Genomic DNA, 12620 nt, shown 5'->3' on the forward strand with positions numbered 1-12620 from the left:
GACGGGCGCGCGGCACGGGCCGGGCCTAGCCGGTGGCGCGCCCGGTGAGGAGATCGCGGACCCGGTCCACCATGCCCATACCGGGAGCGAGCAGCTTGTTGGCCCGGGCGGTGTCCGGCATGGAGGGGTGCGGACGGGTGGGGGCACTCTGCTTGGCCCTGCGGACCTTGTCGCCCAGCTCCATCAGCAGGTCCGCGCTGCACGACTCGGCGAGCAGCGGGAACAGCCGCTTCTCCTCGTCGGCGACGTGCGAGGTCACGGCGGTCTTCAGTTGGGTGATCAGGGTGTCGAACCGGGGATCGTCGGCCTGGCAGCCCTCGAGATCCTTGAGCATGCGTTCGATCTGGGCGTGGTCGGAGATCTCCTCGTCCGCCAGGTCGTCGCCGTCGTCGACGAAGCGGCGGACCGCGGGATACAGGTACTCCTCCTCGGCGACGGAGTGCCGGACGAGTTCCTTGGTCAGTTCGTCCGCCAGCTCCCGGCGCCGCGCGTCTCCGGCGGCCTGGGCCTCGATCTCGGCGAACATCTGGTCGACCTCTCGATGGTCGGCCGTCAGTTCCTGGATGACGTTCCCGCCGTGTGCCATGTCCTGGCGTCCTCTCTCGCTTGCTGCGAAGGATCCCCCCACGGGCGTGGCTGCCGCGCCTCATCGGCGACACTAACGCGGGTACCCCGCTCCGGCGCGCCCACAAGGCGTCGGACACCCTGGGGTTCCGCCACCGGCGGGAAGTTTCCCCGGCGGCCGTTTCAGAGCTGTCGGACCGTCACGAGGCCTCCGGCGGCAGGCCGGTCCCCGCCGCGCGCAGTTCGCAGGCGTACGGAGGTTCGGCCCCGGGCTTCGAGCAGGTGAGCGCCGCGGCCCTGGCCGCGAATCCCAGCACCTCGCGCCAGCGGTCCGGTGACAGCGCCCCGAGCGCTCCGGGCGAGAGGAGTTCCCGCTCGGAGAGGGCGTGCAGGAGTGCCGCGTTCACGGTGTCGCCCGCTCCGATGGTGTCCACCACGCGGACCCGCTCCCCGGGGACGGAGAACCGGTCGCCGTCCCGGGTGAGGACCGTGAGTCCGTCCCCGCCACGCGTGAGCACCACCGCCGCGGGACCCGCGGCGAGCCAGGCCCCGAAGTCGGCCCCCAGCCAGTCGGCGTCCTCCTCGCTCAGCTTGAGCATCGACACGTGCGGGAGCCAGCTCCTGAACCGGGCGCGGTAGGCGTCCGCGTCCGGGATGAGGCCGGCCCGGATGTTCGGGTCGAGGGCGACGAAGACACCGCGCGCCGCTGCCTGTCGCATCAGCTCCTCGTATGCGCTCGCGCCCGGTTCGAGGACCAGCGAGCAGGTGCCGAGCGACAGGGCGCGCGTGGCGGCGGGCAGCTCCGGCGGCATCGTGAAGAGCCGGTCCGCGGTGCCCTCGACGTAGAAGGTGTAGGCGGCGGAGCCGCCGGGGCCGATCGCCGCGACGGCCAGCGTGGTGGGCTCGGGGCCGCGCTGCACGAGCGCGGTGTCCACCCCCTCCTCACGCAGCCGGCCGATGAGCGACTCGCCGAAGGCGTCGGTGGAGATCCGGGAGCAGAAGGAGACGTCGGCGCCGAGCCGGCCGAGCGCGACGGCGGTGTTGTAGGGGCCGCCGCCGCGTGCGGGCAGCAGAGGAGCCGGCAGCTCGCCACCGGTCTGCGGCACAAGGTCGATCAGCGCCTCACCGGCGACGACGATCACAGCGCCTCCCCTTCGGTCCGGCCCGCGACCGGTGACCGGCCGGCGGCGGCACGGACGATGGCAGCCGCCGCGGGGGCCGCGTCGAGCACCGGGGCGGTGGACCGCATGGACCGGCCGAGCATGAAGGCGCCTTCGAGCAGCGCGATCACCGACCGGGCCGTCGCACGGGAATCGGCGATACCGAAGGAGCCGTAGAAGGCGGCGAGGGCGTCGGTCCAGGAATCGAACACCTCGGCGGTCGCCACCCGCAGTGCCTCGTTGGTGCCCGCGATCTCCAGGGCGATCGTGGCGATGGGGCACGGGTCCGCAAAGTCGAGGTCGAGCAGCGTCCGCGCCGCCCCGGTGAACGCCCGGGCGGTCGTCTCGGCCGGGTCGGCGGCCCGGTCCTGGAACAGCTCGCCGATCAGCGCCAGGTAGGCGGCGCCCGACGTGCGGACCACGTCCTCCCCGAGCTCGCTCTTGCCGCCGGGATAGAAGTGGTAGGCGGACCCGTAGGTCGCGCCCGCCGACGTGAGGATCTGCTTCATGCCCGTGGCCGCGTAGCCCTGGCGCCGGAAGAGCTCGGTGGCAGCGGCCAGGATGCGCGCTCGTGTGTCGCCTGTCGTTCTCATCTCGGATAGTCTCTCACTAGATCGATCGATCCAGTAGGGGATGCCGATGCATGAGATCGAACTGAGTGCCGGGGTCGTGGAGTACACGGACACCGGCGGAAGCGGCGAGACCGTGGTGCTGTTGCACGGACTCGGCTTCGACGAGTCGGTGTGGCAGGCGGTGGTGGACGGCCTCCGTGCCGACTTCCGGGTGGTGGTCCCCGTCCTGCCGATGGGGAGCCACCGGCGGCCGATGTGCCCGGGCGCCGACCTGTCGGCGCAGGGCGTGGCGAACCTGCTGGCCGAGTTCCTGGAACGGCTCGACCTTCGGGACGTCACTCTGGTCCAGAACGACGCCGGTACGGCCCAACTGCTCGTCGGCGTGCGCGACGAGCGCGTCCACCGGCTGGTCCTGACCTCCTGCGAGGCGCTGGACAACTATCCGCCCGGAGTGCAGGGGAGAACCCTGCAGTTCCTGAGCCGGGTACCCGGCGGCATCTTCCTGCTGCTCCAGTCCTTCCGGGTGCCTCTCCTGGTCCGGCTGCCCAACTCGCTCGGCGGCATGGCCCGGCACCCGATCCCGTACGAACTGGTCCGTCGCTGGTACGGCCCCCTGCTCAGCGACAAGAGGATCAGGCGGGACTTCGCCGCCTTCCTCCACAGCACGCGGAAGGACACCTACCTGCGGGCGGCGGAGCGACTGCGAGGCTTCCGAGGCCCCGCCCTCGTCGCGTGGGGCGCGGAGGACCGCATGATGCCGCACGAGACCGGCCGCCGGCTCGCCGCCCTGCTGCCGCGGGGCGAGTACGTCGAGATCCCGGACGCCCGCACCCTCGTCCAGCTCGACAACCCCGGCGCCCTCTGCGCCGAACTGCGCCGGTTCATCAAGGAGTCACCCGTCCCACGCCGCGAGGAGACGACCGGCTGAGACAGTGGGTGCGTACGTCTGAGAACCCGTCGTGGAAAGGACGCACCCGTGACCGTGGCACCATCCGTCTTCGCCGGACTGGACGCACGACTCCCCGCCCTGCGCGAGCTCTATCAGGACCTTCACGCCCATCCGGAGCTGTCCTTCCAGGAGGTCCGCACAGCGGGCATCGTCGCCCGGTGGCTGCGGGAGCAGGGCTGGGACGTGACCGAGGGGGTCGGTGGTACCGGCGTGGTCGGCGTGCTCAGGGTGTCCGACGGGCCCGTCGTCCTGCTCCGGGCGGACATGGACGGCCTGCCCGTGCGGGAGGCGACGGGCCTGCCCTACGCCTCCACGCGCACGGGGGTCGACGCCGACGGCAGCGAAGTACCCGTCATGCACGCCTGCGGACACGACATGCACATCACCTGCCTGCTTGGCGCGACGGCTCTGCTGGCCGCCGGCCGGGAAGCCTGGCGGGGCACCGTCGTCGCCGTGTTCCAACCGGCCGAGGAGGTCAGCGGGGCGCAGGCCATGATCGACGACGGGTTCGCCGAACGCTTCCCCCGCCCGGACGTGTGCCTCGCACAGCACGTCGGCCCCATTCCCGCGGGCACCGTGGCGACCAGGCCGGGGGCGGTCATGAGCGCTTCCGACAGCTTCGCCGTGCGGCTCTTCGGCCGGGGCGGCCACGGGTCGGCGCCGGAGAACACGGTCGATCCGGTGGTGATGGCGGCTGCGGTCGTGATGCGTCTCCAGACGGTCGTGTCGCGTGAAGTGGGGGCGAACCAGGCAGCGGTCGTCACGGTGGGTTCCCTGCACAGCGGGACCAGGGAGAACATCATCCCGGACACCGCCGAGATGAAGATCAACATCCGCAGCTCCGACCCCGTCGTCCGCACCCGGGTGCTCTCGGCCGTCGAGCGGATCGTACGCGCGGAGGCCCTCGCTGCCGACGCGCCGAAGGAGCCCGAGTTCACCCGCCTGAACAGCTTCCCCCTGACCGTCAACGACGCCGACGCGACCGCCACCGCGGTCGCGGGGCTCGAATCGGTGCTCGGGGCGGGGCAGGTCTGGACGCTGCCCCAGCCCATCACCGGCAGCGAGGACTTCGGCACGTTCGGCTCCGCCATGGGGGTGCCTTCCGTGTTCTGGCACTTCGGTGGGGCGGATCCGGGGCTGTTCCCGGACCCTGATCCGGCGACCCTCGTCGGTGGCGGGCTGCCCCCGGGGGTGGCGTACAACCACTCACCGCAGTACGCGCCCCTCCAGGACCCGACCATCGAACTCGGCGTCCGGGCCCTGCTGGGCGCGGCCGGACAGTGGCTCGGCCCGAAGACGCCGTAACGGGGGCCGGCCGGGTCGTCGGGGCACTGTCCGTGACAACGGGTGCGGCGGCCGTCCCGGAACCCGGGACGGCCGCCGCACTGCGCCCCGTGTCCTACGCCAGGAGCTCGATCCAGATGTTGCGGTAGCGGACCTTGCTCCCGTGGTCCTGGAGGCGGATCGGGCCCGCGGCCGGCCCTTCCGGTGCTCCGCCGCCGGTGGCGCCCGCCACGGCCACGTCGTCATGGACAGTCGTGCCGTTCCACACCACGGTGACGCGGGCGTCCTCCGTCTTCCTGCCCGCCTCGTCGAAGCGCGCCGCGCGGAAAGTGATGTCGTAGGTCTGCCAAGTACCCGCCGGCTTCGCCGCGTTGACGTCCGCGGCCTTCCGCTGGTAGATCGCGGCCGCTCCGTCGATCTTCGGCGTCGTGTCGCCGTGGGAGTCGAGCACCTGGATCTCGTAGCGGTCCTGGAGGTACACACCGCTGTTGGCCCGGTCCTGTCCCGTCACGTCCGGCGGGAGCTCGGGCAGCCAGAACTCGGCGTGCAGTTTGAAGTCACCGAACGCCTGCTTGGTGCGGATGTCGCCGCAGCAGACCTCCATCGCGCCGTCCGTCAGGGGCCATTGCGCGGTGCGGCCGTCGGTCTGCTGCCAGGCCGACCGGTCCGCCCCGTCGAACAGGACGACGCGGCTCCCGTGGGGGTGGACGGTGATCATGTCGAGGTTGACGTGGCCGGTGTCGCCGCTGTCGTACCGATAGGTGACGGTGTTGGCGCCGGCGCGCAGCGGCAGTTGTTCGGTCCGTGTGGACCATTTGTTCCACTCGCCGGTGCTGAGCAGCTTCGCCTGTCCGATCCTGCTGCCGTTGACGTACACGCTCACGGTCTTGGTGCCGGTGAAGGGATGCGGCCCGTTGGCGTAACGCAGACCGACGTCGTAGGTGCCGGCCTCGTCGACGTCCACGTCGAAGGTGGTCGAGGCGCCCTCGGTGCCGTATCCGTCGACGAAGCCGCTGCCGGAGTGACCGGCGTGCTCCGTGTCCGTGCCGGCGCCGCCCGCGAGCCGCGCCTCCTCGGCCTCGTAGAGCGTGACCTTCGGTTGTCGTCCGGGCATGGCATTCAGTGTGTACCACGCCTCCGTGCTCCACAGCGCCTCGCCGCTCGCGGAGCTGAACGGGCGGGGCGAGCGCACGTGGACCACCCGGTCGGGCTTGAGGCCGGGGATGACGAGGGTGACCTTCTTGCGGTCGGCGGACAGCGCGGCGGACTGCACCGTCAGTCTCTCCTCGTCCACCTTCGGACCGCCGTACGAGTGTGTGGGGACGTATCGCCACTGTGCGACCTGGTAGCGGGCGGCCAGCGTGTCGGCCGTGGCAGGGGACAGCGGCTGGGTGTACTCCAGCTCGAAGCCGTCGGGCTTGGCGCGCATCGCCAGGATGTCGAAGGCGGCCACGCCGTTCGGTGTCAGCTTCTGCAGGCCGTGGGTGAGCTTGCCCTCCTGGCCCCAGTTGCCGCCCGCGCCCAGGCCGCCGGCGTAGATGGCGCCGTCCGGGCCCTCGCTGATCCGGTTGACGCCGGCCTCGAGTCCCTGGGTGTGCCGGAACACGGCGCCCTGGTCCTGGCCCTTGACCTTCTCCAGGAACGCGCGCTGGAGACCGCCGTAGGTGACGTCGCCGAACAGCAGCTGCCCCGCGTAGGGGCCCTGCGTGAGGTGGAGCGGTGTGCTGGGCGAGTTCGCGATCTCGTTCTGCGGCAGCCACAGCACGGGCTTGCTCACCGGGTTGGTCTCGAAGGGGCCGCCCGGGTTCGTGAAGTGGTTGAAGAAGCGGTCCTGCTTGATCCGTACCAGTTTGGAGGCGGGCAGCCAGCCGCCCTGGTTGTCCGTCACGAAGATGTCGCCGCCGGGGCCCCAGCCGATGCCGTTCGGGGTGCGCAGACCGCCCGCCACGTATGACACCTCGCCGGTCTTCGCGTTCACCTTGATCGTCGTGCCGCGGTTGCGGGCGGGCTGCGGATCGGTCGTCGCGCCGCCGTAGTTGATGGCCACGGACAGGTTGAGGTAGAAGAAGCCGTTGCGGTACAGCAGGCCGAAGGCGAACTCGTGGAAGTTCCCGCCGAAGGGCCAGGCCGCCACCGTGCGCCGTTCGTCTACGACGTCGTCCCCGTCGGTGTCGCTGAGCTCGGTCAGTTCGTGCTTCTGCGACACGTAGATCTTGCCGTCGACGGCCTTGATGCCCATCGGTTCCTTGAGGCCGCTCGCGACCTTCTTGACCGACACCTTGTCCGGCCCGGTGCCATGGGTGACGTTGCCGAGGAGGTAGACCTCGCCTGCGGTGTTGTCGGTGCCGCCCCACGTGGTGACGGCGAGCCGGCCGTCGGTCAGCCAGTCCATGCCGGTGATCTGCGGCTCGAAGCCGGCCGGCCGGAGGTCGGTCAGGTCGTAGCCGGGGTGGACCCCGGTCAGCGGCAGGCCGTCGCCGGGGGAGTCGGTGCCGCTCTCGCACTCCTTGCGGCCCGGCGCGGTCACGCGTACGACACCGGCGTCGGTGCTGAGGACCGAATTCGGCACGACGGAGTAGCCGGTGGCGCCGGGGGGCCGCCAGGCGAGCGTGATCTGCTGGCCGCCGGTGCGGTCGAAGTGGTCGATCCGCAGTGCGTGGTGACCTGCGGTCAGCTCCACCGTGCCGTCCTTGGGCTCGGCGCCGTGCAGACCGTCGTGGTCGATGACCGGCCTGTCGTCGATCAGGAGCCGTGAGCCGTCGTCGCTGGTCAGCCGGAAGGTGTAGGAACCGTCCCGGGGAACGTCGATGTTGCCGATCACCTGGGACACGAAGTGGTCGCCGGCGCCGAAGTCGTCGGTGGAGCTCCAGTCGATCGTCGGCATCAGCTTGTCGACGTTCGGCGTCTGTCCCGGCTTGACGGAGCAGATCTTGCTCATGGGGAGCCGTATGTCGAAGACGCGCAGGGTGACGCCGGGTTCCTGCGGCGGCAGGTCCTCGGCGGCGCCGGCCGCTGCGGAGGCCGGCGGCGACATCAGGCAGCCGGCCAGGAACGAGGCGGCGACCAGACCGGTCACCCGTTTGCGAAGTCGTTGGTGCAGCCGTGGATTCATGCATCCTCCCGGGCTCCCTGGCGGTGGGAGCACGTAACGGTGGTGAACGTGGACCACAACGCGCGGCACGATCGGCCGATGCTGCTCCGGAGGTTTCGAATGAACGCGGTTCGGATGAGAGCAGTGCAGAGGAACGCGGTACGGATGAGCGGCAGTGCAGAGGGCCGAGAACTCCCAGGAGTGCGCCGCAAACCCTAGGAGCCTTTTCCTGACGGTGTCCATACTTCGTCATCACTGAGAACAAACTTCGCCGTCGCACAGGTGAAGTGACGGCATGTCGGCTCGACTCGACGGTCCGAGCGAACAAAGTTGACGAGTTGTCACTTCTTGCGCCGGGGCCGGTTCGATGCTTGTTCTTGTTCGTAACGGCGCGCTTACGAACATCCATTGACACCCGACTGTCGACCCCGCCAGAGTCTTCCCCGCCAGTGATGCCGATCGCGGACCGAGGAGCGTTCCATATGCCCGAAATTCCCGCAGTCTCACGCCGCTTGCTCCTGGGAGGAGCCCTCGCCACCGGCGCACTCGCGGCCGGTGTCGGCTCCGCACAGGCCGCCCCTGTCATCGAGGCCGCCACCGCCCTCGACGCCGCACCGCGGCGCAGGCCGGGCCAGAAGTCGATGATCGACGTCGCCTTCGAGCCCTACCGGACCGTCCGGGTCGGAGTGATCGGACTCGGCAACCGCGGTCACGGGATGAGCGAGGGCTGGTCCGTCGTCCCCGGCTGCACCGTCACCGCCGTCTGCGACATCCGTGCCGAGCGCGCCAAGCGCACCGCCGACCGGCTGGTCGCCAGGGGCAAGCCGCGGCCCGCCGAGTACAGCGGCTCGGACGAGTCGTTCGCCCGGATGCTGGAACGCGACGACATCGACCTCGTCTACATCGCCACGCCTTGGGAGTTCCACTACCAGCAGGGCAGGGCCGCGCTGCTGGCCGGCAAGCACGTCATCGTCGAACTTCCCATCGCCACCGGCCTGGACGAGCTCTGGGACCTCGTCGACACCTCCGAACGGACCCGCAGGCACCTGATCCTCTCCGAGAACTGCAGTTACGGCCGCAACGAACTGGCCATGCTGAAGATGGCGCACGAGGGCCTCTTCGGCGACGTCACCAACGGGCACGGCGGCTACCTGCACGACCTGCGGGCCCTGCTGTTCTCCGACACCTACTACACCGACGCCTGGCGCCGACTCTGGCACACGCGCAGCACCGCCTCCTTCTACGCGATGCACGGTCTGGCACCGGTCGCCGCGGCCATGGACATCAACCGCGGGGACCGCATGACGGTGCTGCGCGCCACCGCGACCGAACCCAAGGGCCTCGCCGACTACCGGGAGCGCTTCGTCCCGCGCTCGCACCCGTCGTGGCAGGAGACCTACATCAACGGAGACCTGGTCACCTGCCTGATCGACACGGCCAAGGGCCGGGTCATCAGAGCCGAGCACGACGTCAGCTCACCCCGTCCGTACAGCCGCATCAACTCCCTCGCCGGCAGCCGCGGCATCTTCGAGGACTACGCGGGCACCTCGACGACCGGCGGACGCATCTACGTCGAGCCCGACCACAGCGGGCACTCCTGGCGCGACTTCGACACCTACCGCAAGGAGTTCGACCACTGGCTCTGGAAGAAGATCGGCGACGACGCCGCGAACAACGGCGGCCACGGCGGCATGGACTACGTCCTGCAGTGGCGCACCGTCCAGCTGATGCGGGCGGGACTGGTCCCCGACATCGACGTCTACGACTCCGCCGCCTGGTGCGCTCCGGTACCGCTCAGCGTCAAGTCGCTGGCCGCCGGCGGCCGTCCGGTCGAGGTCCCCGACTTCACCCGGGGCTCCTGGGTGAATCTCCGCACAGGTCTGGACTCCCGTACCTCCGAGATGCCCCCCGTCGCCTGAGTTCACCGCTCGGGCGGACCGACAGAAGGAGCAGACAGTGAGATCAGCCGGACGGACAACTTCTCTCAGAGCCATGGCGGTGGCGGCGGCACTGCTCGTCCCCGCGCCCGCCACGGCCGCCGCCGCGGCGGAGCCCGCGCCGACTCCCGCACGGACCGAGGTGACGATAGCGCCCGTCGACCTCGCGGGCCCCGCCGTCTCGACGGTGAAGGTGACCGTCAAGAACGCCGGACCCGACCGCATGCGTTCCTTGAAGGTGTCGTTCGCCGGGCCGGTGGGCTGGGCGGTCCAGCCGTCGGTCCACAGTGTGGACGGCACCTTCGCCGCCGGCGCCACGGCCGGCGCCGAGTTCCGCATCCACGTGCCCGAGCCACGGCCCGGATTCACGGTGCGGACCTTCACAGCCACGGCGACCTACAAGGGCGGCGACGGAGCCGGAACGGCGACGGCGACCCGCTCCCAGCGCAGCGGCACACCGCTGGCGGACCTCGCGGACGCCTACAACAACGTCGGCGTCACCGACGAGAGCAACACCACGCCCGGCAACTACGACGGCGGCGGCAACAGCTTCTCCGCCCAGAAGCTCGCCGACGTCGGCCTGACCCCGGGCGCCACGGTACGGGCGCTGGGCGCCGAACTGACCTGGCCGGAGGCGCCCGCGGGGACCAAGGGCAACGTCTCCAGCGCAGGCCAGGCCGTCACCCTGAGCGGCCGGGGCGGCAAGCTCGTCTTCCTCGGCTCCGGGGTCGGCAGCGGCGCGACCGGAACGGCGACCGTCTACTACAAGGACGGCAGCACCGGCACCGGCGCGTTCGGCTTCCCCAACTGGTCGTTCGACCCGGCGAACGCCCACGGCGCGACGCTGGTCGCGTCCTCCGACGGCCGCAACCGGCAGAGCGGATACGGGAACGCGGGGATCGCCTACCGCATCTTCGCCCACTCGATTCCGCTCGACGCGGCCAAGGAGGTCGACTTCGTGGTCCTCCCCGGCAACGGGAACATCCATGTGTTCGACATGGCCCTCGCTCCCTGAGAACCCCGGCCGTGACCCCCGGGCCCGCCGCGGAGGACGCGGGCCCGGGGGCCGCGTGCTCAGACGGCGTGGACCTTGATGCCCGCCTCACTGAGCCGGGCCGCCATCTCCGCTGGCAGCGCCGAGTCCGTCACCAGCACGTCGACGCGATCCAGGCCGCAGATCCTCGCGAAGGCACGCCGGCCCATCTTGGACGAGTCGGTCACCACCACGACCCGGCGCGCCCGCTCCGCGAACAGCCGGCTGATGCTCGCCTCGTCCTCCTGATGCGTCATCAGCCCCAGCCGGGGATCCACCCCGTCGACCCCGAGGACGGCCACGTCCAGGACGACCTCGTTCAGCACGCCCACGGTCAGCGGGCCGACGAGCTCGTAGGTCTGCGGACGGGCGACGCCCCCGGTGACGACGATCTTGATCTGGGGGCGTACGGCAAGCTCGCCCGCGATGTTGAGGGCGTTGGTGACGACGGTCAGCGAGGGCGCGGTCATGTCGGAGAGCTCTCTCCGCCCGCCACCGGCGGCCCGGAGCGCCAGGGCCCGCGCCACCTCGGTCGTGGTCGTGCCCCCGTTGAGGCCGACGACGTCACCCTCGCCGATCAGCTCCGCGACGGCCGCGGCGATGCGCTGCTTCTCGGAGGCGTGCCGGGACTGCTTGTAGCGCAGGGGAAGCTCGTAGGAGACGCCATGCGCGACGGCGCCGCCCCGGGTGCGCACGAGCATCTGCTGCTCGGCGAGCTCGTCGAGGTCCCTTCTGATGGTGGCGGGCGACACCTCGAGCGTCGTCGCGGCCTCCTCGACCTCCAGCTTGCCCTCGGCGGCAAGCAACTCCAGCAACCTGCTCCACCGCTCGTGCTTGGACATGTGTCGGACTCCTCCGGGGCCTGGATCCTTCGCTCCCACACGCTAAGGGACGCGGAGCGGCCACTTGCCCGAGGGGAGCATGCTGCTGGATACTGCGCGAAAGTATGCTTGTAGTTGCTCGAAAACTCGCCTGTTTGCGCAAAATCATGCAGGCGTCACCGGTCGGGGCAAGGGAGGCAGTACCGGGCCCCCGGCCCTACCCTCCCGCCACCCTCACGAAGGAGTTCGTCCCTTGTCACCCCACGCTTCCTCCCGCACCTCGGCCGAGATCGCCTCGCAGCCCGCCGTCTGGCGCCAGGCGGCCCGGTCGCTCCCGCGACATGCCGCCGCCCTGCCCCGCCGGGGGGAGCGCGTCGCGGTCATCGGCTGCGGAACCTCCTGGTTCATGGCCCAGTCCTACGCCGTGCTGCGCGAGAGCGGCGGCCACGGCGAGACGGACGCCTTCGCGGCCTCCGAGTTCCCGCACGGCCGCCGCTACGATCGCGTCCTCGCCATCACCAGGTCGGGCACCACGACCGAGGTGCTTGAGCTGCTGCGGCGGGTGAAGGGCACCGTGCCCAGCGGGGCGATCACCGCCGACCCCACGACGCCCGTCATGCAGGCGGCCGACGCGGTCGCGGTCCTGGACTTCGCCGACGAGGAGTCCGTCGTCCAGACCAGGTTCGCCACCGCCAACCTGGCGCTGCTGCGCGCCCATCTGGAGGCGGAGGACGCGCTGCCCGGGGGCGTACGCCCCCTCGACCGGGCGATCGAGGACGCCGAGCGGGCCGTTCTCGAACCTCTCGACCCCGAGGTGTGCGCCGCCGAGCAGTTCACCTTCCTCGGCACCGGCTGGACCTACGGCCTGGCGCTCGAGGCCGGGCTGAAGATGCGTGAGGCGGCCGGCGCCTGGACCGAGGCGTATCCGGCGATGGAGTACCGGCACGGGCCGATCAGCATCACCGGCCCCGGGCGCGTGGCATGGGCCTTCGGCAGGCTCCCGCGCGGTCTCGCCGACGATGTCGCACGGGTCGGCGGCACGCTCGTCGCCGGCTCCACGGACAGCGCCCGGGACCTGGACCCGCTCGCCGACCTCGTGCGCGCCCAGCGCCTCGCGGTCGCGCTCGCCGAAGCGCGCGGCCAAAACCCCGACCGGCCCCGCAACCTCACCCGGTCCGTCGTCCTCGAGAACAGCCATGCCTGAGCCGC

Annotated in this window: 10 protein-coding genes; 5 read left to right on the forward strand and 5 right to left on the reverse strand. The window is 70.9% G+C overall.

Annotation, left to right across the window (positions count from 1 at the left end):
* Nucleotides 1-25: 25 nt before the first annotated feature.
* The 3 genes from MDN94_RS24500 to MDN94_RS24510 form a co-directional block, all read right to left on the reverse strand.
* Nucleotides 26-586 (reverse strand): hemerythrin domain-containing protein, encoded by a 561-nt coding sequence (locus MDN94_RS24500; protein ID WP_482728004.1) that lies wholly within the window; start codon nt 584-586, stop codon nt 26-28.
* A gap of 178 nt (nt 587-764) precedes the next feature.
* Complete coding sequence (locus MDN94_RS24505; protein ID WP_482728005.1) at nt 765-1706, reverse strand: carbohydrate kinase family protein; 942 nt, start codon at nt 1704-1706, stop codon at nt 765-767.
* Nucleotides 1703-2317, reverse strand: a complete 615-nt coding sequence (locus MDN94_RS24510) for a TetR/AcrR family transcriptional regulator (RefSeq protein ID WP_482728006.1) — start codon at nt 2315-2317, stop codon at nt 1703-1705. The genes MDN94_RS24505 and MDN94_RS24510 overlap by 4 nt, the downstream gene beginning before the upstream one ends.
* Nucleotides 2318-2363: 46 nt before the next feature.
* On the opposite strand from MDN94_RS24510, the gene MDN94_RS24515 reads away from it, so the two are divergent.
* Entirely contained in the window at nt 2364-3224 is an 861-nt protein-coding gene (locus MDN94_RS24515) for an alpha/beta fold hydrolase (protein WP_482728007.1), read from the forward strand.
* A gap of 48 nt (nt 3225-3272) precedes the next feature.
* Nucleotides 3273-4550, forward strand: a complete 1278-nt coding sequence (locus MDN94_RS24520) for an amidohydrolase (protein WP_482728008.1) — start codon at nt 3273-3275, stop codon at nt 4548-4550.
* Between the two features lie 94 nt (nt 4551-4644).
* On the opposite strand, the gene MDN94_RS24525 is transcribed toward MDN94_RS24520, so the two are convergent.
* On the reverse strand, nt 4645-7641 hold the full coding sequence (locus tag MDN94_RS24525; RefSeq protein WP_482728009.1) for a 3-keto-alpha-glucoside-1,2-lyase-like domain-containing protein: 2997 nt from the start codon (nt 7639-7641) through the stop codon (nt 4645-4647).
* Between the two features lie 461 nt (nt 7642-8102).
* On the opposite strand from MDN94_RS24525, the gene MDN94_RS24530 reads away from it, so the two are divergent.
* Nucleotides 8103-9539, forward strand: a complete 1437-nt coding sequence (locus tag MDN94_RS24530; protein WP_482728010.1) for a Gfo/Idh/MocA family protein — start codon at nt 8103-8105, stop codon at nt 9537-9539.
* Nucleotides 9540-9576: 37 nt separating this feature from the next.
* Nucleotides 9577-10572 (forward strand): NEW3 domain-containing protein, encoded by a 996-nt coding sequence (locus MDN94_RS24535; protein WP_482728011.1) that lies wholly within the window; start codon nt 9577-9579, stop codon nt 10570-10572.
* Between the two features lie 59 nt (nt 10573-10631).
* Here the strand turns inward: MDN94_RS24535 and MDN94_RS24540 are convergent, their stop codons facing one another.
* Nucleotides 10632-11432, reverse strand: coding sequence for a DeoR/GlpR family DNA-binding transcription regulator (locus MDN94_RS24540; protein ID WP_482728012.1), 801 nt, complete (start codon nt 11430-11432; stop codon nt 10632-10634).
* A gap of 232 nt (nt 11433-11664) precedes the next feature.
* Between MDN94_RS24540 and MDN94_RS24545 the strand changes: the two genes are divergently transcribed.
* On the forward strand, nt 11665-12615 hold the full coding sequence (locus MDN94_RS24545) for an SIS domain-containing protein (protein ID WP_482728013.1): 951 nt from the start codon (nt 11665-11667) through the stop codon (nt 12613-12615).
* Nucleotides 12616-12620: the final 5 nt, after the last annotated feature.

The organism is Streptomyces sp. WAC00040 (assembly GCF_056835925.1).